Annotated in this window: 16 protein-coding genes and 2 tRNA genes; 5 read left to right on the top strand and 13 right to left on the bottom strand. The window is 53.2% G+C overall.

Features of this window, described 5'->3' with window-relative positions; translation table 11 throughout:
* Positions 1-57: 57 nt before the first annotated feature.
* The 3 genes from NFR25_RS04410 to NFR25_RS04420 all read right to left on the bottom strand — a co-directional run bounded on the left by NFR25_RS04410 (position 58) and on the right by NFR25_RS04420 (position 2,994).
* On the bottom strand, positions 58-942 hold the full coding sequence (locus NFR25_RS04410; RefSeq protein WP_251198041.1) for an electron transfer flavoprotein subunit alpha/FixB family protein: 885 nt from the start codon (positions 940-942) through the stop codon (positions 58-60).
* A 23-nt stretch (positions 943-965) separates the two neighbouring features.
* Positions 966-1,721: an adenine nucleotide alpha hydrolase family protein gene (locus NFR25_RS04415; RefSeq protein WP_251198042.1), complete on the bottom strand. Its 756-nt coding sequence runs from the start codon at positions 1,719-1,721 to the stop codon at positions 966-968.
* 106 nt (positions 1,722-1,827) lie between these two features.
* On the bottom strand, positions 1,828-2,994 hold the full coding sequence (locus NFR25_RS04420) for an acyl-CoA dehydrogenase family protein (RefSeq protein ID WP_251198043.1): 1,167 nt from the start codon (positions 2,992-2,994) through the stop codon (positions 1,828-1,830).
* A 517-nt stretch (positions 2,995-3,511) separates the two neighbouring features.
* Between NFR25_RS04420 and NFR25_RS04425 the strand changes: the two genes are divergently transcribed.
* Positions 3,512-4,768, top strand: a complete 1,257-nt coding sequence (locus NFR25_RS04425) for an acyl-CoA dehydrogenase family protein (RefSeq protein ID WP_251198044.1) — start codon at positions 3,512-3,514, stop codon at positions 4,766-4,768.
* Between the two features lie 329 nt (positions 4,769-5,097).
* Here the strand turns inward: NFR25_RS04425 and NFR25_RS04430 are convergent, their stop codons facing one another.
* The 6 genes from NFR25_RS04430 to NFR25_RS04455 form a co-directional block, all read right to left on the bottom strand.
* Positions 5,098-9,486 carry an acyl-CoA dehydratase activase gene (locus tag NFR25_RS04430; RefSeq protein ID WP_251198045.1) on the bottom strand — a complete coding sequence of 1,463 codons (4,389 nt, stop codon included), beginning with the start codon at positions 9,484-9,486 and terminating at the stop codon, positions 5,098-5,100.
* Between the two features lie 253 nt (positions 9,487-9,739).
* On the bottom strand, positions 9,740-10,174 hold the full coding sequence (locus NFR25_RS04435; RefSeq protein ID WP_251198046.1) for a hypothetical protein: 435 nt from the start codon (positions 10,172-10,174) through the stop codon (positions 9,740-9,742).
* Between the two features lie 16 nt (positions 10,175-10,190).
* Positions 10,191-11,237, bottom strand: a complete 1,047-nt coding sequence (gene trpS / locus NFR25_RS04440) for a tryptophan--tRNA ligase (protein ID WP_251198047.1) — start codon at positions 11,235-11,237, stop codon at positions 10,191-10,193.
* Between the two features lie 115 nt (positions 11,238-11,352).
* Complete coding sequence (locus NFR25_RS04445) at positions 11,353-11,859, bottom strand: heme-binding protein (protein WP_251198048.1); 507 nt, start codon at positions 11,857-11,859, stop codon at positions 11,353-11,355.
* 154 nt (positions 11,860-12,013) lie between these two features.
* Positions 12,014-12,088 (bottom strand) — tRNA-Ile (locus NFR25_RS04450).
* A gap of 179 nt (positions 12,089-12,267) precedes the next feature.
* A complete protein-coding gene (locus tag NFR25_RS04455; RefSeq protein WP_251198049.1) occupies positions 12,268-12,756 on the bottom strand; it encodes a hypothetical protein in 489 nt (162 codons plus the stop codon).
* Positions 12,757-13,007: 251 nt separating this feature from the next.
* Between NFR25_RS04455 and carB the strand changes: the two genes are divergently transcribed.
* Positions 13,008-16,241, top strand: coding sequence for a carbamoyl-phosphate synthase large subunit (gene carB / locus NFR25_RS04460; protein WP_251198050.1), 3,234 nt, complete (start codon positions 13,008-13,010; stop codon positions 16,239-16,241).
* Between the two features lie 94 nt (positions 16,242-16,335).
* Positions 16,336-16,410 (top strand) — tRNA-Asn (locus tag NFR25_RS04465).
* A gap of 99 nt (positions 16,411-16,509) precedes the next feature.
* Here NFR25_RS04465 and NFR25_RS04470 read toward each other — a convergent pair.
* Together NFR25_RS04470 and NFR25_RS04475 are read right to left on the bottom strand one after the other, a co-directional pair.
* Entirely contained in the window at positions 16,510-17,778 is a 1,269-nt protein-coding gene (locus NFR25_RS04470) for a tyrosine-type recombinase/integrase (RefSeq protein ID WP_251198051.1), read from the bottom strand.
* 85 nt (positions 17,779-17,863) lie between these two features.
* On the bottom strand, positions 17,864-18,748 hold the full coding sequence (locus tag NFR25_RS04475; protein ID WP_251198052.1) for a hypothetical protein: 885 nt from the start codon (positions 18,746-18,748) through the stop codon (positions 17,864-17,866).
* A 182-nt stretch (positions 18,749-18,930) separates the two neighbouring features.
* Between NFR25_RS04475 and NFR25_RS07475 the strand changes: the two genes are divergently transcribed.
* Together NFR25_RS07475 and NFR25_RS04480 are read left to right on the top strand one after the other, a co-directional pair.
* On the top strand, positions 18,931-19,182 hold the full coding sequence (locus tag NFR25_RS07475) for a helix-turn-helix domain-containing protein (protein ID WP_420840607.1): 252 nt from the start codon (positions 18,931-18,933) through the stop codon (positions 19,180-19,182).
* Complete coding sequence (locus NFR25_RS04480) at positions 19,175-20,257, top strand: AAA family ATPase (RefSeq protein WP_251198053.1); 1,083 nt, start codon at positions 19,175-19,177, stop codon at positions 20,255-20,257. Before NFR25_RS07475 ends, NFR25_RS04480 begins: the two co-directional genes overlap by 8 nt.
* A gap of 324 nt (positions 20,258-20,581) precedes the next feature.
* On the opposite strand, the gene NFR25_RS04485 is transcribed toward NFR25_RS04480, so the two are convergent.
* Together NFR25_RS04485 and NFR25_RS04490 are read right to left on the bottom strand one after the other, a co-directional pair.
* A complete protein-coding gene (locus NFR25_RS04485; protein ID WP_251198054.1) occupies positions 20,582-20,989 on the bottom strand; it encodes a YraN family protein in 408 nt (135 codons plus the stop codon).
* A gap of 787 nt (positions 20,990-21,776) precedes the next feature.
* Positions 21,777-22,775, bottom strand: coding sequence for a PspC-like choline-binding domain-containing protein (locus NFR25_RS04490; RefSeq protein ID WP_251198055.1), 999 nt, complete (start codon positions 22,773-22,775; stop codon positions 21,777-21,779).
* Positions 22,776-23,532 lie beyond the last annotated feature (757 nt).

The following is a 23,532-nucleotide window of genomic DNA, read 5'->3' on the forward strand; positions in this document are numbered from 1 at the left end:
TTTCAAAGGGTGAACAACAAAAAGGGCGCCCCTTTGCGAGGCGCCCCAAAGAGCAACTTAGAGCTTCTCGATAAGAGCAGGAACAACAGTCTTGATGTCACCTACGATACCGTAGTCAGCCTGCTTGAAGATAGGAGCATTCGCGTCCTTGTTAACAGCGATGATGGTATCAGCGCCAGTCACGCCCACCATGTGCTGCATCTGACCAGAGATGCCCAGTGCGATGTAAGCCTTGGGAGCCAGCTGAAGACCAGAAACGCCAATGTAGAGGTTCTTGGGCAGCCAGTTGACATTCTCTGCCAGCGGACGAGAGCAACCAAGTTCGCCACCGACCTTGGTGCAAAGATCGCGAGCCATCTGAAGCTCGGATTCCTCTGCGAAGCCACGGCCTGCGCCAACAACAACGTCGACCTTGGTGAGGTCTGCGCCAGTCTGAGGAACTTCCTTGGTGCCGCGGAGCACGAGAGGCTTTTCAGGAGCAGTGTAGGCGATGGTCTCGACAACGTCGGTACCAGTGGGCTCAGCATCATCGAAGCAGGTAGCAGCGATGGTGTAGATCTTAGCGCCATTAGCCTTCTGCTTGTTCTCTGCCAAACCGCCGAAGTACATGTTGGTCACAACGTCGCCATCGATAGCGGTGACGTCAGAGATGACGGAGGTACCCAGGCTTGCAGCGAGCAGACCAGCCAAGATCTTGTCGCGCGGAGTGGGCTCGACGAGCACAACATCGGGGTTTTCGGCGTCATAGACAGCCTTCACGCCAGCTGCAGCGTTCTCGACCGGCTCGCCTGCAGGCAGCTCGATGTCATATGCCTTGTCAGCGATGCCCGCAACAGGAGCACCCTTGACCACAGCAAGAACGACCTCATCAGCGATGGAACGAGCACCAGCACAAAGATCGCGCTGGCCGTCGGTGGTTTCTGCCAATACTAATGCTTTCATATTCTTATACCGCCTTCTCTAGATTATTTGAGTGCTTCGGCAACAGCAGCAACGAATGCGTCAATGTCGCCCTCTTCGAAGATCTGATTCTTACGAGGTGCCAGTTCAGGTGCCTTGATATCCTCGACAGAAACCTTAACATCGACAGGAGCAGCAGCTGCTTCGACGGTCTGAGGCTTCTTCTTCGCAGCGAGGATGTCGCGCATACCAGCGATACGAGGCGTTGCGATGTCGGGAGAAACGGAGACGACTGCGGGCAGCGGAACTTCGATCTCTTCGACTTCGGTATCGAGCGTACGCTCGACGACCAGCTTGTCGCCTTCTGCCTTCATCGAGGTTACCTCGTTGATGGTAGGAACGCCCAGAGCAGCAGCGAGCTGGATGTTCACCTGACCTGCATAGAGGTCAGCGGAACCGTCGCCGCAGATGATAACGTCATAATCAGGCACCTTGGAGTCGACGATGCCCTTCAGAACCTGTGCGGTAGCATAGGAATCGGCGGTCTCGAGTGCGTCGTCAGTAGCCATGAACAGCTCGTCAACGCCGAGTGCGAGGATGTTCTGCTTCGCCTTGGTGTCGTCGTTCTTGGAAGGAACAGCGCTGATGGCGATCACGGAAGAACCAGCGTTCTCAGCTGCGAACTGAGCTGCAGCCTCGAGTGCGTTCTTGTCGTATTCAGAGATCTTCGGCTTAGCCTTGGAATAGTCCAGAGTACGATCAGCAGAGACGAAGATGTCCTGATCGTCTGGCACAACTTTAACAGCAACAACAATTTTCATAATTGCTCCTTTTCGTGTTTGCGGATGCAAACGGGGATCGAACTTGCCTTACTCGCTCACACAAGTGACCCACTTACGCGGGCCACTTGCATGCTTAGATACCTGCTTACTTCTTGCGGGCGCGATACTTGTTAACGATAGCACGACCAGCGATGTAGTCCATGACCTCACAAGTGCCGCCAGCCAGAGCGTTACCGCGGAGGTCCTTCCAGATGCGACCAACGCGAACTTCCTCGGTGTAACCAAGGCCACCGAAGATCTCGATAGCGTTGTCGGCCACCTTCAAGCAAGTCTTGGTGGATTCGGACTTGAGCATTGCAACCTCAGCGTTGCAGGACATGCCCTGATCGAGCATCCAGAGGCATAAATAGAGCATCATACGAGTGTAGAGGATCGTGCGCTTGGACTCGGTGATGAGGTCCTGAACACGAGGATTGTCAGCGATCGGCTTACCGAAGGCGATACGATCGAGCGCATAATCGATAGCGTCATCGAGGGCAGCTTCAGCAAGACCCAGACCCTGAGCAACGACCAAGCAGCGCTCGAACTCGAAGTTCTTCATGAGCAGCAACCAGCCCTGACCAGCTTCACCCAGACGGTTCTCCTCAGTAAGGACAACGTCGTCGAAGAAGACGTCAACGAACGGAACGGTCTGCTGACCGAGCTTGGTCAGACCTGCGGTGGAAACGCCCGGGGTGTCGGACGGGATGAGCCACAGGGACATGTTCTTGTTCTCGCGGGAAGGATCTTCGTCCTTAGCGATGACGACCAGGTAAGGTACTGCAGCACCATTGGTCACCCAGGTCTTCTGACCCTTCAGGATGAAGGTGCCGTCGTCCTGCTTCTTGGTGACGGTGGTCATGCCCATGTTGTCAGAACCAGCGCCGGGCTCGGAAAGGCACATAGCAGCGAAGCTACGACCAGACTTCTCATAATGATCGACGATGAGCTGGATCTGCTCAGGAGAGCCGAATTCCGCAACGTCGTACGCAGCGAGCATACCGGTCATGAACGGAGTCATGCAGCCAGTAGCGCGATACAGGGTTTCGGTGAGGATGCCCAGGTCAACGCAAGTAGCAGGAATGCCACCGACCTCTTCGGGCAGACCCATAAAGGCGAAACCGAGGTCGCGATAAGCATCCTGAACCTCGTCAGGCACACCATGATGGACCTCATACATTTCCTTTACAGCTTCATCAGTGAAGTATTGAGCAGCGAACTCTTTGAGGCTGTCAATCATCAACTCCTGATCTTCGGTAAAGCTAAAATCCATAGTCTTTCTCCTACTCCTCGCCCAAAAACCCCTCAGGCGAACACGCTCCAGTGCATCTTACGAGGCCCCTGAAACTGGACTTTTTCCTAATAAGAGTTTGAGGTTGATTAAAACAACTGTCCAATAGGTAATAAACATATTTAGTAGGCTCAACCTATAGGCACGTTCTATCAATTCTAATCGATAAGCTTCGCCAATATATAAAGAACGCGCGCGTAACTAATAATATTCTTCATGCGGACAACTTCGAACATTCGGGTAAAGCCTATGAATGAACCCTGGCGCTGAAGCGCTCTTTTCGCTGCAAAATGGCTCGAATCTATGGCTTTCGTGTCCAAAACCTATGGATCGAGCCTATTGATAGCTTGCGCCTATGATTGCTATCGCATCGAGCGCCTATTACCTATTGGACAGTTTCCTAGCGCTCAATGCTACACTTCTTGAAGCGGATTATCCGGAATCTGCCGCATCAGGGTCAGGCAGCAATGCCACAATCTCAAACCGATTAGGAGGGTTTATGAATCCGAATGCAACTATCACCGACGTGCAGTTTCAAGACTTCCTGCGCAAAGTTCGTGATCTCGTAGAAGGTCCTTACACCGAATGGCAGAAGGAGATCGAGGTTACCAACAAGTTCCCCGAGAAGTTCTATCAGTCCAACATCGATAACGACATCTATCGTTATTCTCTCCCCGTCGAGTACGGTGGATGGGGCCTGAACGAGAAAGAGATCCTGCAGGTTCAGGAAGAGTTCTCTCGTGGTCCTTCGGGCATGCGTATGCACATGCACTATGCATCTGACTTGAACTGGCGTATCCTCGACGACTTCGGTAAGCCGGAGATCAAAGAGAAGTACATGCCTCTCTTCCAGGACAAGACCATCTTCACCAACTTCGCTTTGACCGAGAAGACTGGTGGCACCGGTGCTGACCTTCACTCCACCGCTGTATGGGACGAGGCAAAGGGCAAGTGGATCCTCAATGGCGAGAAGTGGCTCATTTCTCACACTGACTGCTCCCAGTTCTCTTATGTTATCTGCGTTACCGACCCCGATAAGGAAGGCGACGAGCGCCTCTCCGCATTCTTCGTCCCCATGGACGCTGAAGGCTTCGAGCTCGTTCCTATGCCTCACATGATGGGCTGCCGTGGTTCTGGCCACACTGGTCTGAAGTTCACCAACGTTGAACTCGATCCTAGCCTCATGCTGGGCGAGCGTGGCGAAGGCATGAAGGTCGCTATGCACTCCCTGGCTGTTTCTCGTGTTCACATCGCTACCTCTAACCTCGGTATTGGTCAGCGCATGTTCGAGATGTCCATCGCTCGTGCTCGCGATCGCGTCACCTTCGGCAAGCCGATCATCAAGCGTCAGGCTATCCGTATGAAGCTCGCTAACATGCAGATGATGCTCCATGCTCTGCGTTGTACCATCATCGACTTCTGCGATGACTACGACAAGGACGAAATGGGCGAGTTCATCGCTGAGAAGGCTGCTATTTGTAAGCTGTTCTCCATCGACACCGTCCGTCTTGTCTCTGACGAGATGCTCGAGATCTTCGGTGGCGACGGTTACTTCGAGGACTCTCCTTATGGTCCTACCGAGCTCCTTTATCGTGACTGCCGCGCTATGTGGCTCGAGGAAGGCGCACCTACCGTCCAGCGCATCACCATTGCTAAGGGTGTCGAAGACCACAATGGTCACATCGACTATCAGACCTGGATCGCTGGTACTGCTCTCGACTTCACTCCTGAGCAGCTCGCACAGATGGACCTCTAAGCCGAGGATCCATTCGCGCACCAAGGAAAACTTGGTAGATTCCGGAGAGAGGGAGCTTATGCTCCCTCTCTTTTTGTATTTTGAGGGACGCTATAGCTTGCCAGGCAAGGATGCATAACTCACCCGTTACGCTGTTCGCCTTTGGCTCATGCGCCCTACTGCCTCATGCTTCATTTACATGAAGGAACCCTCGTGGGTTCCTTCTATCTATTGAATATGGTGTTCAGAGTAAGTTCTGCGCCCTTACCTGGCGGGCTATAGCACCAGCACGATCTTCAATAAAGAAGAACCTCCAGCTCCCTTACAGAATCTGCCTGCGTGAAGGAGGATCATTTGGAGGACATGATGAGCATCTGAAGGCGATTCTCCACATTAGCGATGCTCACGTCAGGATCGTAGTCGAGCGTAAGGATGCGTGCATCGGGACATTCTTTGCGCAAGCTCTTAACGATGCCACGCCCCACGATATGATTGGGCAAGCAGCCGAAGGGCTGCAAGATGACGAAGGAACGCAACCCTTTCTTGTAATTATGCAAGATCTCGGCGGGAATGAGCACGCCTTCGCCAGCATCGAATCCATGGTGGATGATAGAATCGCTCTCTTTCACCAATTCGGGCAAATGAGCAGGAGGTTCATAGAGCGGATGCTTGCGAGCGATGCGATCGGTCATACGATGAGCAGCCTCGAAAGCCATATCGGTGATGCGCAAGAAGGCTCGTTCCTGGATCGATCTCTCTACCTTGAATTCACGCACTTGCGTGAGTCGGTAGAAGTAGGTCTTGCGAATAACATCGGTCATGCGCGCCTCGACCACTTCGAAGCCATTATTCTCCAAATAGCCCTCGATATCATTATTGGCACCAGGATGGAAGTTGAGCAGGTACTCCCCTACGATCAACACCTTAGGACGCGGTACGCTTCGATCGTACTCCACGCTGCACAGCACATCGATACCACGCTTGAAGCCGCGTTTCGCTCCGCGGATCCCGCCTGATACCAGGCCTTCGATCAGAAGATCGAGCGCTTCATCGAACGCAGCGTCCGCCGAACCAGGAACCAGTTCGTAGGGCCTGATCTTACGCAAGAGCTCTTCATACGCATCGATCATCGGCAAGCAGAAAGCCGTGCGCAACGCTGAGAGCGTATTGAACTTGAATCCCGGGTGCAGGTTACGATCATCCTGGTCATCATTGGTGACGATGGGAACCTGTTCATAGCCAGCGTCGTCGAGCGCCTTGCGCAGCAGTGCACTGTAGTGGGTCAAACGACAGTCGCCCAGATACTTCGCCATCATAACGGCGGTGTTGTTCGGGTCATACTTCCCGCTCTCGAGCGCACTGAGCGCTTCGCCGATAACGATCTGGGCTGGGAAGCAGATGTCATTGTGAACGTAGCGCTTACCAAGACGGATGGCCTCTTCCCTGCCAATACCAAGCGAAACCGTGCGAACCCCCTGCATGGCAAAGACGGCAGACATCACCATGCTGAAGGCATGCGACGTGTTCGGAACCAAGATGGTGCGCTCAGGTACATCTTCTGAATAGAACTTCACCTCATACGGGTCGCCAAGTTCTGCGGTCTGCGCAAGACGCGCACGCTGTTGCTCTTGCGTCTCGTAAGCTGAACGAGCATGGAGTTTGCGGTGCTTCGCATCGTTGGTCTCTAAGAACGAACGAACACGGATACCAAGCGGCCCCGTAGCATCGCTTTCATCAACCTTCAAGATAAGCGGAACCTTGCCCGTGGTCTCTTTCATCATGCGCACGATCTCGTCAGAGAGATACGCATCGTGCCCGCAGCCGAAGCTCACGAGCTGCGCGTATTCCAAATTCTCATCCCGCGCCACTATGAGCGCGGATGCTAACATGCGCGCGTGGAAGTTATTCACGATATCGAGCCTGCTCCCCTGAAGATCGACCTGATCGAGCCCTGGGAGCGCATCGGCCGGGATCACCGAGACGCCACGGCTCGTGAACAGTTCTTGCACATCATGGTTGACGAGCGGGTCGTTATGATAGGGACGCGAAGCGATGACCACCGCATAGGTTCCCTGCTTGCGGGCCTGATCGATCACTGCTTCGCCGCGACGCACAAGCTCAGTACGGAATGCTTGCTGAGCTGCATCACCCTGCGCGATAGCGCGTTCGGTAAGGTCAGGAGCAATACCGAAGTTCTCTTCGAAATAGTCGCAGAGCTGACGCACGCGATCGCCCTTCTTGGGCCAGTGGAAGATAGGCGTATCGAAAGGCATATCCCAAGTAGACTCGGGATCATCCGAAGAACGGATGACCAGCGGATAGCCCTTCACCACCGCACACATGGAATCGGCCGTTTCAGCCATGCCTTCAGCTTCCACCGTAGCAACGATGGGCATGAAGACGCGATCGACCTGGCGCTTGACCAGATTCCGCACGTGACCATGCGCGAGCTTCGCTGGGAAGCAGATGGTATCCGACATGACCGAAGGAAGCCCTGCTTCGAACATCTCACGCGTGCTAGGACTCGAGAGCACCACCTCGAATCCGAGCGCACGCAGCATGGTGGTCCAAAAAGGCGCATTGTCCCAGATCGAGAGCACGCGGGGCAGCCCGATGGTCACATCCATGGACGGCCCGACCTGTTCATACGGATACTTCTTGAGCAGCAAGCTCTTGCGATCATTGAAGAGGTTCTTCGCCTTGTCCTGCGGCACACCATAAGAATCCAAGTCCGCCACCAAAGGCTCGGCGATATCTTTCTCGATCCGCGCGCCGCGCTCGCAACGATTGCCGGTCACATGGACCGCACCCGTTGAGAAGCGCACCATCGTACGCGGACACTGATTCGAGCACAGCGAACAAACCACGCCGTCCTCGCGTTCATAGGAAAGTTCCTTCAGCGCCTCGAAGCCGATGAAGCGCGATGGCGCTGGCTTGGTAGCACCCCATTCCTGCTGGCGCTGCTCGCGCGCGATGAGTGCCGCACCGATAGCGCCCGTGAGCGCTGGGTTCGTTGCTCGCGTAACTTCGCGACCAAGGTAGTCCTCGAAGCATTTCAATACTGCATCGTTGCAGAACGTGCCGCCCTGCACCACGATCGCATCTCCCAGCTTGTCCTTATTGGAAACACGGATGACCTTGGTGAACAAGTTCTCGATGATGGCGCGACACAGACCCGCCATGATATCTTCGGGGCTCTTACCATTACGCTGCTCTGAGATGACGCTGCTGGTCATGAATACGGTACAACGACTACCCAAGCTGGCGGGAGATTTGGAAGCGAACGCAGCTTGAGCGATCTGTTCACGCTCGAAGCCAAGCGATGCCGCAAAGCCTTCCAAGAACGAACCGCAGCCTGAAGAACACGCTTCGTTGATGATGATGTCAGTAACGATGCCATTATCGAGCCAAATGGCCTTCATGTCCTGCCCGCCGATATCGAGCACGAAGGTAGCGCCTGGTTGCGCCTCAAGAGCTGCTCGCGAGTGCGCCACGGTCTCCACTACATGACAATCTGCCTTGAACGCTTCCGCCAGCAGATCCTCACCATAGCCCGTGGTGCAGAATCCAAGCACCTCCAGATCGCCATCAGCTTCTTGCCAGGCCTGGTAGATAGAGAGCAGGAACGCGCGTGCAGTCTCGATCGGCTCGCCATTATTGGGACCATAGCGAAAGTCCAGCAGCGATCCATCCTTTGCAATCAATGCCACCTTGGTGGTGGTGCTTCCCGCATCGATACCCAGATATGCCTGAGTCAAGCCTGCCTGGGGGCCGCGTGCTTCTTCGGTGCGTCCATGGCGTGTATCGAATGCAGTGCGCTCTTGTTCAGATGCGAACAGCGGAGGGTTGTCGATCGTACCTTCATGTTCACTGGCCAGCGCTTTCAGTGCTTTTGCAACATGCGCTGGTTCGAACTGTGGGCATGAATCAGCTATCTTCTCGTTAGCGGCGAAGGCAGCGCCCAATGCCACCAATGTTTCAGGATGATCAGGGATGATGACTTGATCAGGCGAAAGGCCAAGACGCTCTGCGAACACGTCGATCAAGCGCGGATTGAACAGCAACGGGCCACCCGCGAACACCACGGGCGGATCAATGGAGCAGCCCTGAGCCAAACCGCCGATCGTTTGCTTTGCGATAGCGTGGAATACCGAAAGCGCGATGTCTTCCTTGGCAACGCCACTGTTGAGCAAAGGCTGGATATCGGTCTTGGCATAAACGCCGCAGCGCCCTGAAATTGCATGCACCGTATCCCCTGCTTGGGCTAAGCTATTGAACTGCTCAACGGGCGTGTCGAGCAAAGCGGCGATCTCGTCGATGAAGGCACCTGTGCCGCCAGCACACGAACCGTTCATGCGCATGTCGCTGACCTGCGGCGTACCGTCTTCGCCCTGCGTCAACAGCACCACCTTGGCATCCTGCCCGCCCAGCTCGATGATGGTACGAGCAGCAGGATGGAGCTTTTGGATAGCCAAAGACGTAGCAGCAACCTCCTGGATGAATCCAGCACCCAATGCTTGAGCGACCGTTGCACCACCTGAACCCGTGAATACGAGCTTCAGCATCGCATCAGGGAAATCGTGGCCGATCTGCTCGATGATGCTCTCTGCTGTTTCCACCTGGCGCGAATGGTGACGCTGATAAGAACGCAACACGACCTTATTGCACAACGGATCGAGTACGACCGCTTTCACAGTGGTCGAGCCGATGTCGATGCCAACGATGTAGGTCAAGCTCATTGCGTCGGTGATTCCTTCTAGAACGTAGCCCAGTGGCGCAGTGTGCCCTACTACCACCAATAAATAAGGAGGTAACCACCAAGTGGCTCCCCCATGAATTCGTACAAGGACTAGTGTATAGAGCGCATAGTGAAAATAAAATAGACAATCCGCCCAGTTGTTCGTATCTCAACCTAAGCTACACACTTTGCATGAAGGTTTGCGTGAAGAGAACGTGCTGCAGCAACGCCCAAGAGCAAAACAGCTCGATCCCCTATGCTTTGCGCTTGCACACCAGCAACGCGATGAACGAAATAGCCATCAGCACCAGACCCAATGAATCGAATATGATGAAGCTGCCGATGCTGTGCGCAAGTTCAACGTTGCCTGCTGGAAGCGAAAGGTAGATCGAACTTTCACCTACTAACCCGATGACCTGCTGTGCCAGGATGACCCACCCGAGCACGATGAAGCGCTGCGGTTTCACGATGAAGGCTGGGTAGGTGGCATTCCACATCAAGAATGCGATGCCAATACCCTGGATAGCTACCACACCCTCGATGCCTGAAAGCTGGAATCCACCCATGAAATCGCGCGGGACCAGCACATAGGAAAGCGCGCAGTGCACGTTCACCACGAACACGAATGTGAAGCACACGCGGCAGACCCACGCGGCTATCGCGATGCGACGATCCTTTGGCAGGCTCATAATGGCAACGCCTGTGCTAGTAGAGCATGTTCATCGCTTCGCGCACTTCATTGAGCGTCGCGTCCGCGATAAGGTTGGCCTTCTTATTGCCTTCGTGAAGGATGTCCTTGATGTAGCCCAGGTCGCCTTCGAGCTCGCGACGACGTGCGCGAATGGGCGCCAGAAATTCGTTCACGCTTTCGGTGACGTACTTCTTCAGCGCGCCCGAACCATCGTTGCCGATCTGTTCTGCGATCTCCTCTTCGGTACGGCCCGTGCACAATGCTGCCGTGGTGAGCAGCGCCGAAACACCTGGTCGGTTCTCCTTGTCGAACGTGATGAAACGCTCGGAGTCGGTCTGGGATTTCTTGATGAGCTTCGCCGTTTCTTCTTCAGTGAAGCACAGGCTGATGGCGTTGCCATAGCTCTTCGACATCTTGCGACCATCAAGACCAGGGATCTCGGGAGCATCGTTGAGCAGGCCTTCAGGTTCAGGGAACACGTGTCCATAGCGTTCGTTGAAACGGCGAGCGATGGTGCGGGTGATCTCGATATGTGGCAGCTGGTCCTTACCAACGGGCACCACATTGCCCTTGCAGAACAGGATGTCGCACGCCTGGTGAATGGGATAGGTGAGCAGCAACCCCGTGAGCGCATGACCCGATGCTTCCATTTCCGCCTTCACGGTAGGGTTGCGGTGCAGCTCGGATTCCGTGACCAGCGAAAGGAACGGCAGCATCAGCTGATTGAGCGCCGGCACCGCCGAGTGGGTGAAGATGAGCGTCTTTTCAGGATCGATCCCGCACGCCAGATAGTCGATGACCATGTTGTAGACATTGTCCTGGATGGCATCGGTGGTGTCGCGGTCGGTGATCACCTGATAGTCCGCAATAACAACGCGCGTCGGCACGCCCGTATCCTGCAGCTTCACACGCTCCTGGATGGTGCCGAAATAGTGGCCCATGTGCAAGCGCCCAGTGGGGCGGTCGCCCGTGAGCATGATGTACTTCGTCGGATGCTCCAGCAAGTCCGCCTTCAAAGCATCGCTCTTCTTTACGCTCGTTGCAAAACTATCGCTACTCATGCGGTCTCTTCCCCTATGGATCGACTGAATTTGTGGATGGATACGGTACTAAAGTATATCAGGGTTCACAGCGGGTACTGGGTTACCTCCGTGAACGACGAAGAGCGCAGCGCTGTTAGAACAGCCCGCTCAGATCCACGTCAAGCTGGCCCGTTGCCGCTTTGCCAATGGTCTCGAACGCCAGCGCGTGGTCTTCATGGCTTGCCATGCCTGAAATGGTGAGCGTACCCACCATGCCCACGCCCTTGATGTGCAGCGGCATGCAACCACCCGCAGGCGCATAATCCTCATACGACATGCCACGCCACTCGAGCGGATGTTGACCCAGCTCGCACCAGCACTCCCAATAGTAGGAACTGCCATTGGTGGCGTACGAGATATTCTCCTTGCGGCGGATCCAATTGTCGCTTTCAGGTTTCGTGCCCGCCATGGAATAAGCGAATAGCGTGCGATGGTTCAGCGTCACGCGGGTGGCAACGGGCTTGCCCAGCTCACGAGCACGACGGATCACATAGATGCCCATCTGCATCGCAAGTTCTTCATCCAAGTGATCGAATTCGTAAGTGGTCTCCTGGATCTTGATGCGCTCCATCAGCGCGTCGATATCGTTGGTCGGCTCCATTGCTCCCCTTTCGTCCAAATGGTTTCCCTGTCCCAAATGGTTTCCCCATCAAAAGAAAAGCGAGCCCGACCTGCGCCTTGGCGCAGCACCCTTTCGAACTTGGCGCCATGACCGCTTCGAAATAGGCTCGTGTCGTGCTCGCGTCTGCCTGAAATGGTGGGCCCACCCGGATTCGAACCGAGAACCAAAGGATTATGAGTCCCCTGCTCCACCGTTGAGCTATGGGCCCGAATGCACCCTGCGGCGCGTTGCTATTCTATCGTATTTCCTCTGGACAGAAAGGGACACGCCTTGAATCGTCCACAAAATGAAAGGGAGCGCACGAACGCTCCCTTTCAACCATCTCCGGTGTGACCCGGCCAGAAACGCAAGCAAGGCTGCCTAGGACAGTTCTGCCTCCGTCCCCTATTATTCGTCAACGTCAGGAGTGACAACATCCATGTGGACATGACCATCTTCGGTGGTATCACGTTCCATCTCGAAGCCCATCAGCATGTCATCAGGTTCGAGCATGGTCACTTCGGGTTCATCGTTGGAAAGCTCTTCAACGTCATAGTCGTCCAAACGACCACTGTTGGGAATATCTGCCTCCGATTCATAATTACCGAACGCATCTTCTACATGGAAGCCCTCTTCCGGCAGGTCAAGCCCCACTTCATCCAGCACAGCATTTTCAAGCTGCGTGTTCGTATAGCCTCCAACCTCGATGCCATCGAAGCCCTTGTTATCGTGAAAATCACGGTACGCATCTTCCAAATCGCTGTCCATGCTGCCCGGATCCATCACTTCATCCTGAAGATAGTTCTGCACGTCCTCAAGCTCGGTCTCTTGATCGGCAAACTCTGCATCGGTCAAGACACCCTGCTCCATGTCGTCGAGTGCTGCATCCAATTTCATAGCGATTCCTTTCCTCGCAGAATTCATTTTCTTATGGCCTTATTGTAGCCCTGCACCCGTGCGAGCACCTGATAGATGCGATTTTGACACCCGCTTGTTTCCTTTCAGTTAAACATACACCGGCGCGCGCCCTTGTTCAGGAAAAAGTGTCTTATAATGAAGCCTTGAAAAAGAAATACTGGCACGGGTTTTGGTCGCCCGCGCGCACGCGTGCAAGCTGCCAAAACCATTCGCAAGCAGAAGGAGCGAATATGGGAAAGCGCACCGATATCCATAAGGTATTGATCATTGGCTCTGGACCTATCATCATCGGGCAAGCATGCGAATTCGACTATTCAGGCACTCAGGCCTGCAAGGCGCTCCGAGCCCTTGGATATCAGATCGTGCTGGTGAACTCCAACCCCGCAACCATCATGACCGACCCTGACACGGCCGACGTCACCTATATCGAGCCGCTCAACTGTGAGCGCTTGGAACAGATCATCGCAAAAGAACGCCCCGATGCGCTGCTGCCGAACCTCGGTGGCCAGTCTGCCTTGAACCTGTGCGCTGAACTGGCGAACAAGGGTATCTTGGACAAGTACGACGTAAAGGTCATCGGCGTTCAGGTGGACGCTATTGAACGCGGTGAAGACCGCAACGAATTCAAGAAGACCATGGAATCGCTGGGTATCGAGATGGCACGCTCTGAAGTGGCCTACACCGTCGAAGATGCGGTCGAGATCGCAGAGCGCCTGGGCTATCCCTGCGTGCTGCGCCCTGCCTACACCATGGGCGGCACGGGCGGCGGCCTGGTCTACAACATCGATGAACTCCGCACCGTAGTGGCGCGCGGCCTGCAAGCATCCCCAGTGCACGAAGTACTGGTCGAAGAATCCGTCATCGGCTGGGAAGAGCTCGAATACGAAGTAGTCCGCGACTCGAAGGGCAACATGATCACCATCTGCACCATCGAGAACATCGACCCCATGGGCGTTCACACTGGCGACTCGTTCTGCGCCGCGCCCATGCAGACCATCTCCGAAGACGTCATCAAGCGCCTGGAAGAGAAGTCCCATCGCATCGTCGAAGCGGTCCAGGTCGTAGGCGGCACCAACGTTCAGTGGGCACATGACCCTGTCACCGACCGCGAGATAATCATCGAGATCAACCCGCGTACTTCGCGCTCCTCTGCGCTGGCCTCAAAGGCCACGGGCTTCCCCATCGCACTCATCTCCGCGATGCTGGCAGCAGGCCTGAACCTGGACGAGATCCCCTGCGGCAAGCACGGCACGCTGGACAAATACGTTGCTGGCGGCGACTACGTGGTACTGAAGTTCGCACGTTGGGCATTCGAGAAGTTCAAGGGCGTGAAGGACGAACTGGGCACTCAGATGCGCGCCGTGGGCGAAGTGATGAGCATCGGCAAGACCTACAAGGAAGCCTTCCAGAAAGCCATCCGCTCGCTGGAGCAGGGCTGCTACGGACTGGGCTTCGTGGGCGATTTCCACGACCAGACCAAGGAAGAACTGCTACGCTACGTTTCCACTCCTACCTCGAAGCGCCAGTTCGCAATGTATGAAGCACTGCGCAAGGGCGCCACGGTGGAAGAACTGCACGACCGCACCAAGATCAAGTGCTACTTCATCGAACAGATGAAGGAACTGGTGGACGAAGAGGAACTGATCTTAGCCTGGGCGAAGGAAAATCCTGGCCAGCTGCTGCCTGATGGCATGCTGAAGAGCGCCAAGCAGAATGGCTTCGCCGACAAATACCTTTCGCAGCTGATGAACATCCCTGAAAAGGACATCCGCGAACAGCGCATAGGCATGGGTGTGACCGAGGCCTGGGAAGGCGTGCATGTAAGCTCCACGCAGGATAGCGCGTACTACTATTCAACCTACAACGCGCCTGACCACTCCACCACCACGAACAACCGCAAGGTCATGATCCTGGGCGGCGGTCCGAACCGCATCGGCCAGGGCATCGAGTTCGACTACTGCTGCGTGCATGCATCCATCGCGCTGAAGAAGCTAGGCTTCGAGACCATCATCGTGAACTGCAACCCTGAGACCGTCTCTACCGACTACGACACGTCCGACAAGCTCTACTTCGAGCCACTGACCACCGAAGACGTGCTCTCTATCTATGAAAAAGAGAAGCCGCTGGGCGTTATCGCGCAGTTCGGCGGTCAGACCCCGCTGAACCTTTCGGCCGAGCTGAAGGCTGCGGGCGTGAACATCCTGGGCACCAGCCCCGAGATCATCGACCTGGCTGAAGACCGCGATCGCTTCCGCGCCATGATGGACGAACTGGGCATCCCCATGCCGGAATCCGACATGGCCGTTACCGTGGACGACGCGCTCGAGATCGCGCATCGCATCGGCTATCCCGTTATGGTGCGCCCCAGCTACGTGCTGGGCGGCCGCGGCATGGAAGTGGTCTACGACGACGAGAACCTGATCAACTACATGAACGCCGCAGTTGGCGTAACACCCGATCGCCCCATCTTGGTCGATCGCTTCCTGAATCATGCACTGGAATGCGAAGCGGACGCTATCTGCGACGGCGAAGAAGCCTACATCCCGGCCGTTATGGAACACATTGAACTGGCAGGCGTCCATTCAGGCGACTCCGCCTGCGTACTACCCTCGGTGAACATCTCCGACAAGCACCTGGCCACCATTCGCGACTACACCAAACGCATCGCAGAAGCCATGCATGTGCGCGGCCTGATGAACATGCAGTACGCCATCGAAAATGACGTGGTCTACGTGCTGGAAGCCAACCCGCGCGCAAGCCGTACGGTGCCGCTGGTATCCAAGATCTGCAACATCCAGATGGTGCCCATCGCTACCGAGGTCATCACCATGCCGCTCACGGGTCTGCCTTCACCCATCCCTGCGCTGAAGGAAAAGAACTACGAATATTACGGCGTGAAAGAAGCTGTGCTTCCGTTCAACATGTTCCCCGAAGTTGACCCGGTGCTGGGCCCTGAGATGCGCTCGACCGGCGAAGTTCTGGGCATGGCCAAGACCTTCGGTGAAGCGTTTTTCAAGGCGCAGGAAGCCACGCAGACCGTCCTGCCCAAGGGTGGCAACGTGCTGGTCACTGTGTCGAACAAGGACAAGGGTGAACTGCCCGAGCTGGCTCACGCGCTGGCAGATGCGGGCTTCAAGCTCTACGCTACGGGCGGCAGCGCGAAGGTCATCGCTGACGAAGGCCTGGAAGTGACCACCGTGAAGAAGATGCACGAAGGTCGTCCGAACATGGTGGACATGATAACCAACGGCGAGATGGACCTGGTGATCAACACGCCTGCCGCAACCAGCGAAAGCGTGGAAGATGACTCTTACGTACGCAAGACCACCATCAAGGCGCATACGCCCTACTTCACCACCATGGCAGCGGCGCTCGCTTCTGCGAAGGGCATCGCCACCGTGGAGAGCAACGAAGAAGGCGGCGTAACCTCTCTGCAAGAGATCCACGCCACCATCACCGAGTAAGGAACCTAACCTCACCTGGAAAAGTTTGTGATTCATATTGCAAAGATTTTCCGTTGCTCTATAATTTATCAAGCGTCAGAGATGAGGCAGATATTCCTCGGTAGCTCAATGGCAGAGCATTCGGCTGTTAACCGAAGGGTTGTAGGTTCGAGTCCTACCCGGGGAGCCAGGATTTACCAGGTCAGGCAGTATTTATTGTCTGACCTGCTTCTTTTCTATGGCCTCTATTTCTTCCCCAGGACACAACGAGGACACAACGACACACCGATTATGCAGATTTGCGTTCCTCAAATTTAGTAATCACTGACTGTGATTCTTCATCAAACAAGTTGTCAATATGTTGCGCAGCGGCAAGATCGTTTTCTGGCATGGCATGGGAATACCAATCGAGCGTTGTTGATGCGCTTGAGTGGCCTAGACGATCCTGGACTGTCTTGATATCTGTGCCCTCACCTACGAGCAGGGTTGCCTGCGTGTGCCGTAGTTCGTGCAACTTTAGATCAGGGAAACCATTGGCTATCCTAAACTTCTTCCACCAGTGTTCGAAGTTGGAGCCATTGAGGAAGCCGCCAACATTCGAACAGCAGACTGGTGTGTCATCTGTTTGGACTACCCCGAATTTCCGCAGTTCTGCTGCCTGCCTTGCTTTCCACTGCAGCAAGCTCTGCACACTGCTTTCACCCATACTGATTGTTCTTATACCCGCTTGGGTTTTAGGTTTCTTAAGCTCGCCATCTGCTGATAGAGATTGCCTAACAGATATCGACTTTCGCTGTAAGTCAACCGCACCCCAAGTCAAACCAAGAATCTCGCCTCGTCTCATGCCAGTTGCGGCAGCAATACGCACAACCTGAACACAGCTAATCGGAGCAATACCTCTAATGAACGATCGTCCAAAAGTGTTTCCTCGCTCGAATTGTTTAGCTTCCTTTTCTGATAAGGCTTCGTAGGTTGCACGTTCCGCCTCACTAAGACGGGAAGCCAAACGAGAGAACTCCTCCTTGGTAAGGGATTTTCTTTCAGCCTTGTCTCGCTGAGGTGCCTCAACGTGGTCACATGGGTTTCTCATAATAAGACCATAATCATGTGCCTTTCTAAACACGTTCTTCAAAGAAGTATGAATCTTGTTGAGCGTGGTGCCGCCAATCTTTCCTTCTTCTCGAATCAGAGCGTAGGCCCGCTCAATCATCTGTGGTGTGATATCAGCAATGCGACAAGACCCCAAGTGCTTTTCTACGTGACGCAAAGCACGTTGCTCGCCCGTAATGGTTCGCTCGCTTGCCTTACCCACTGTCCTCCGTGAGTTCGCCCAGTCCACAATAAATTCTGACAATGTAATCTTGCCTGCATTGGGTCTGATTCCGCTCTCCTTCTCAGCGCGAAGCTTATCACGAAGTCTTCGAGCGTCAGCTTTTGTGCCGTGTATTGTCTTTGACACAACCTGCCGCTTCCCTGTTAGCGGATCCTTGCCATAGTCAACGCGAACTCGCCAGTGATCTCTTCCGAGCTTTATGATCGATCCGTCTCCTTTTGCCATTTTACTAACCTCCTTTCTGCCTATCTGCGCTGGTCAATTGCTATATCCAAAACACCCAGCGACCTGAGTGAATTTGGCTAAACCTCTACCGGGGTTTTCTGTTGTTTCGTTTTCTCTGTCTTTCTGCATGTAGAACACAGCAGTAATAGGAATCCGCATAGGGCTTTCTGGCCGATGATTGCTGGTACTTGAAGACTGCATTACAACCAACGCACGCGCATTTGCGCCATGGGACTTCCTTGTTCCCAATCGACTCAATAATCTGATTGCATATTGCTGAAGTCAGTAAACCCAAGCAAGAAAGAGGGATTATATCCGCATCAATATGCAATTGCTCGTTCATCATTGGGCCAACGCTAAGCGGGTTGCAGGATCCGGCGTTAAGCACAGAGCCAATCCGATAACGCCTACGCATCAACTGCTCTCTTTTTTCAGGAGAACTAGGATCCCCTGTAGACTCATGAAACTCAACCACGTAATCCCTTAGCTCCTCAACAACTTTCTTAAGTAGGCCAATAGTTGACCTTGCCTCTTTTTCAGAAATGATCCAGGAGCCTTGTAGCTCCTCTACTGAATACAAATAATCGGTTTCGATGACCCCCTCAGAAGACTTGCCCCGCAAAGCATCAAATCCTGCGTCGCAGACTGTATCAGTGCGAACTGGGCTAAAAGGCATTCCCCACTCTTTAATAAAATTAAGCACGCTTTCTGAACTCCCTTCATCGCATTCCATGAGCTGATGATTAAAGAACTCAATTGGAAGCTCCTCATAGCTCATGACTTCTGGGTTGCGCTCGCTATCAGGATCCAAGGTGGCGATGTAATAGTTAATTTCTGAGAGGGGGCTTTCTTCAAGGGTGCAAAGCTGCACCGAATCTACAACTACCCAACAAATCGGGTGAACAAGATCCATTTCTTGATCGAACACCTCTGTATGCGCTCCTAAAACATCGAGGGCTGTCTGCTCCATTGCGTCTCCTTTGTCCCGCCAAAGAAAAGATGTTAACAAATCGTCCCGCTATGTATCATGTGTTTTGCGGGACAACATCATTTTACTCTGACCAGCCCGCTACGTCAACAGGAAGGAGGAACATTTTCCCAGGTCAGAGTTACTTTATAGTAATTATTGTTAGATAAAGAAAGGAGTCTGTCATGTACGCACTTGACGCTCTTTCAGAACATGTAGGTTCTCACAGTTGGGAGCGACCGGGTTCCCTTTTCCAGGACCTCCCAGATTTACTAACCGTCCAGGATATGAAAGTTCTGACGGGATTATCCGAGCAGACAATCCGAACCGAAATAAACAACGGTGGCTTACCTGGTTGCCGAATCGGACGGAGGCTATACGTGCCCAAAGTGAACCTTATTAACTATGTCATCACGGGAGGTGGCATCAATGGCTAACAGCTCCAACAACAATAGTTTTTGTCCAGTCATGCCTGGTTTCATGTGTCCGTCGCAGGGATCCAAGAACCCAGAATTGCCCATGAGCTTAGAAACCGTCTCAGCAACTCGCGATAAATCTAAGATTCCTGAACGGCCACCAGCGCTTATCGAAGGCATTGTGCGTGAGCGCGGCAAGTTCTTAATTGACGGACCAGCTAAAGGCTGGAAATCCTTCCTCGCGATCCAGCTTGCCATCTCTATTGCCACGGGAAAAGAGTGGCTTGGCTTTCCATGTAAGCAGGGCAAGGTGCTCTATGTGAACCTGGAAATAGATGATAACCAATTCAGGATGCGTGTGGCTGACATCGCAACAGCGATGGACGTGGACAACGATCTTCTTGAAAGTAACCTCGATATAATGCTTCGCACGGCCGAGCCTTTTGACGCAGCCGAACTGGCCACGTCGCTCATATCAAAATTCAGACAAGACAAGATAAGTTTGGTCTTGATTGACCCTATGTACTTCCTCGTCAATGGAAGCGAAAACGAAACTCATGTGATAAAGGAGTTTTGTGAACAGGTCGATCGGATCTGCAAAGTGCTTGGATGCGCCGTAGGTGTCGTGCATCATCACTCCAAAGGTTCACAGACCCAAAAGGATGTTACAGAGCGATCCTGCGGCTCAAGCGTCCTTGGAAGATACTTCGATGCGATTATGGACGTAAGCTGGCTGAAACCAGATGAGAATGCCATGCGTATGGAGTTCGCTCTTCGAGACTATCCTGAGCAGCGACCTGTCAATTACAGGTTCGAACATCCTCTTTGCATTCCTGACACAACTGGTAAGCTCGCCTGCTTTGATTGCGCTTCATCAAGAACCAGTCGTAGAAGCAAAACGGACAAGGATAATGCCGAGCTTGAGCTGCTAGAGGCCGTGTGCGAGAAGCTCCTTGAAAACAAAGAGTGGGTTGACCGAGCTGAAGTAATACGAGCTTCGGATATGACTCTGGAAAAAGTAAACAGGTTGCTCAACAAGAGTATCAAGTTCCGGTATCAGTCTGGCAATAACTTCAGTCATGTGTTCAGAAGATAGCATTGGCTTGAGGGGGGGTCATCCTTATAGAAATTGGCAGTAGGGGTACCCCCTGCTGCCTAGCTTTCTTGGTTAACTAAGTCATCTTATTTATCTTTTACGCGAAGCGAATTGGATTGCTGGGATGGCAAGGTTATCTAAAACTCCTACTCTTGTGGATGGGGCACCGCCCCCAGGAGAAAGCTTCCTAGTTAACTTAGTAACACAAGCAATTACATTCCTAGCATTACTTGGTTTCCTTATGATGTGAGGCTTTACCTCACTCATGATTAGATAGGCAGGGTTAGCCAGTTCAACCGACTAGCCCTGCTAGTTCTCTCGGACTTACATGCAACCAAACGCGTTGATGTGGTGTCTCAGGAAGGCCCTGTCCTCACCAAGGACAAGGATGCTCACCACGTCGAACCTGACGCTTGTATCGGTCAGCGTGTGTTGCTGAAGATAACTTGCAGCGATCTTCTCGTAGCGCTCTCGCTTCTTCTGGTCTACCTTGTCACTCGGGAAGCCCTTGCTGGCATCTGAGCGAGCAATGACCTCCACGAAAACGAGGGTGTCCTCATCCATGCAGACCACGTCAACCGAACCAGCTGGACAGAACCAGTCATGTTCCAAGATCTCGAAGTCTCTCCGTTTGAGAAAGCTTGCCGCAGCCTTACGGGCACGCCTGTTGAGCGAAGCATCGCACTCCTGAACTTGGTTAGTAGTTGCTGCCACCTCTAGTGTTGTTTCCATTCGACCTCTCCTTTCGCTTAGGGATTACATTGGGTCGCAAGGACAGAAGAGGAGCTGGTCCTCTCCTTTAACCCAGTAGCCCAGAAATCAAAGGCGATGGTCTGAGCGGGCTCGAGACGCTATAAGAGGCCAACATGGCAACCGAGGTGGGCAAATGCACCTTGACAACTGAATAGGGATCTTAGGTGGGATTAGGCTTGCAGGCGCGAGAATCGGAAGCCACGGGCAAGCCGGTCACGCTAGGGCATGACGCTCCGATCTGCACGAAGTCATCCCCACTGGCAAACGAAGGATTCAGCTGAAGACATGACAGCAGCCCACAGGAGGTGGCAACAGTGGTTGCCTATGTAACCAGGGGGGGGTAGGTATATTAAGATGATGAGGGTATTAGGATATTAGGAAGGACCCGTGAGACAATCTCCCCCGTTTCTCAGGGTCGAAAAAATGAGGACTAGCAGCGTAGTAACTAAGTAGTAGCTAAGTAGTACTGGGATTCCAAAGGTGGGCAAGAGACATCTCTCTGAGCAGATTTTCTATAAGGCTAACATCTAAGGTTGCGGAGAGCCTGAATTGTCCGATGGTTTCTTGCGGGCATTCTGACAAGAGAGGATGGCTTGTTGACCGATAGGGAGAGCAAAACAGGCCAACTGAAGCACTCTAGTTGGCCTGCATGGACAGAGATATATGCTGTTTGTAAATAGTCGGTTCCAATCAGGACAGTTCTATTAAGCTTGACAGTTTGAGACTTTACCCTGACTATGTCTCGTTAAGCCTTCTATGACAACTCTTAATAGAGCGCAATTGTGCTTCCGCTACTCCGAACGAATGACATGGTTCCTGAAGATGAGATGCATACATATCCATCGTAAACGCCACTGGTGTTGTACGTATTGTAGCGATAGCTGCCATTCTCCATACCTGCATATTTCCATCTTCCATATGTCGTGTTAGAACTGTAAGGATACTTAAGCCAATAGAACTGTTGCGTGTACGTTCCGTCACTATAGAAGTTGATCTGATATTCTCTGGGCTTGATCGATTTGTGCGTGATCCAGGTTTTCGATGTCAGCTTATTAACGGCAATTTGCTTTCCAGCAGACGAGCCTTGCTTGACCCATTTACCAGCACTATCTACGTAGTATTTACCATTGTCAACCCATGAGCTGGTTGCCATAACGCCATCGCTGCCAACCCAATACTTGCCAGATATCCATTTGCTTTTCTGCATGTAGCCAGACTTGTTGAAGTAATACCATTTGCCTCCCAACTTAGCCCATCCAGCAAGCATGGCCCCTGAAGAATTCAGCAAGTAGCGTTGTCCGCCGTTATCCAGCCATCCAGTCTTCATAGCTCCACTAGAGGTATCGAGGAAATACCATTTGCCTTTTACCTTGGTCCAGCCTTTAGACATGACACCAGACCCATTGAAGTAATACCAGGTGTTCGAGAGCTTTTGCCAGCCTTTGACCATAGCACCCGAGCCGTTTAGGTAGTAACGCTTGCCACCATTGTCGAGCCAGCCAGTCTTCATCACGCCATCACTTGCCATGAAGTACCACTTGCCAGATGACTTCTGCCAGCCAGTCTTCATGGCACCGTCGGATCCGAAGAAATACCACTTGTTGTTCAGCTTCTGCCATTTGGTGTGCATATAGCCTTTGGCATCGAAGTGATAACGCTTTCCTTTGATGGTGACCCAAGTGTTGGTCGGGTAGTTCTTGCTGCTCTTAAGAGCTTGTTGGGTCTTACTGTCGTACTTGAACCACCAACGATTACCCGATTTCACCCATGTACCAGAAATCGATGGTGCGGAAGGAGGTTGAGTTGCGGAGGTGCTTGATCCAGTCGAGTTAGCTGAAGAGCTGCCGCTCGATTGACCAGGATTGGTAGCTGTTCCCGTGTTGCCAAGATTGCTACTCGAACCACTCTGATTTCTTTGTGGAAGGACACTACCATCATGCCCCGCTACGGCTGACCACGCTTCGAGTGCAGAAGTATCTGCAATATTGTTGCGCCAACAATAGAGAACACTCAATAACTTAAGCTTCGAAACATCGAGGGAGGTAAGCTCATTGGAACAGCAGTCTAAGGTCTTCAGCGAGGTTGCTCCAGACAAGTCAAGGGAGGTGAGGCTATTGGAGTAACAATTTAGAGTTTCGAGTGAAGTGAGGCCAGATACGTTAAGGGAGGTAAGCTCGTTGGAACAGCAGTCTAAGGCCTTCAGCGAGGTTGCTCCAGACAAGTCAAGGGAGGTGAGGCTATTGGAGTAACAACTTAGAGTTTCGAGCGAAGTGAAGCCAGATACGTTAAGGGATGTGAGCTTATTGGAATAACAATTTAGCTCTTTTAACGAGGTAGCCCCAGACACATTGAGGGAGGTGAGCTTGTTGGAATAGCAGATTAATGTTTCGAGCGAAGTAAGACCAGACACGTTGAGGGAAGTAAGATTGCTTCTGTAGCACGTTAACTCTTTCAACGAGGTGGCTCCAGACACGTTAAGAGAGGCGAGGTTGCAGCCACTGCAGTCTAGGGTTTCGAGCGAA

This window comes from Anaerotardibacter muris, from assembly GCF_943192915.1.
Taxonomy (GTDB): Bacteria; Actinomycetota; Coriobacteriia; order Coriobacteriales; family Eggerthellaceae; genus Anaerotardibacter; species Anaerotardibacter muris.

What these genes read in the sequence shown, in the direction of transcription:
- NFR25_RS04410 (WP_251198041.1), bottom strand. Translation starts at nt 942, where the DNA reads ATGAAAGCATTAGTATTGGCAGAAACCACCGACGGCCAGCGCGATCTT.
- NFR25_RS04415 (WP_251198042.1), bottom strand. Translation starts at nt 1,721, where the DNA reads ATGAAAATTGTTGTTGCTGTTAAAGTTGTGCCAGACGATCAGGACATC.
- NFR25_RS04420 (WP_251198043.1), bottom strand. Translation starts at nt 2,994, where the DNA reads ATGGATTTTAGCTTTACCGAAGATCAGGAGTTGATGATTGACAGCCTC.
- NFR25_RS04425 (WP_251198044.1), top strand. Translation starts at nt 3,512, where the DNA reads ATGAATCCGAATGCAACTATCACCGACGTGCAGTTTCAAGACTTCCTG.
- NFR25_RS04430 (WP_251198045.1), bottom strand. Translation starts at nt 9,486, where the DNA reads ATGAGCTTGACCTACATCGTTGGCATCGACATCGGCTCGACCACTGTG.
- NFR25_RS04435 (WP_251198046.1), bottom strand. Translation starts at nt 10,174, where the DNA reads ATGAGCCTGCCAAAGGATCGTCGCATCGCGATAGCCGCGTGGGTCTGC.
- trpS (WP_251198047.1), bottom strand. Translation starts at nt 11,237, where the DNA reads ATGAGTAGCGATAGTTTTGCAACGAGCGTAAAGAAGAGCGATGCTTTG.
- NFR25_RS04445 (WP_251198048.1), bottom strand. Translation starts at nt 11,859, where the DNA reads ATGGAGCCGACCAACGATATCGACGCGCTGATGGAGCGCATCAAGATC.
- NFR25_RS04455 (WP_251198049.1), bottom strand. Translation starts at nt 12,756, where the DNA reads ATGAAATTGGATGCAGCACTCGACGACATGGAGCAGGGTGTCTTGACC.
- carB (WP_251198050.1), top strand. Translation starts at nt 13,008, where the DNA reads ATGGGAAAGCGCACCGATATCCATAAGGTATTGATCATTGGCTCTGGA.
- NFR25_RS04470 (WP_251198051.1), bottom strand. Translation starts at nt 17,778, where the DNA reads ATGGCAAAAGGAGACGGATCGATCATAAAGCTCGGAAGAGATCACTGG.
- NFR25_RS04475 (WP_251198052.1), bottom strand. Translation starts at nt 18,748, where the DNA reads ATGGAGCAGACAGCCCTCGATGTTTTAGGAGCGCATACAGAGGTGTTC.
- NFR25_RS07475 (WP_420840607.1), top strand. Translation starts at nt 18,931, where the DNA reads ATGTACGCACTTGACGCTCTTTCAGAACATGTAGGTTCTCACAGTTGG.
- NFR25_RS04480 (WP_251198053.1), top strand. Translation starts at nt 19,175, where the DNA reads ATGGCTAACAGCTCCAACAACAATAGTTTTTGTCCAGTCATGCCTGGT.
- NFR25_RS04485 (WP_251198054.1), bottom strand. Translation starts at nt 20,989, where the DNA reads ATGGAAACAACACTAGAGGTGGCAGCAACTACTAACCAAGTTCAGGAG.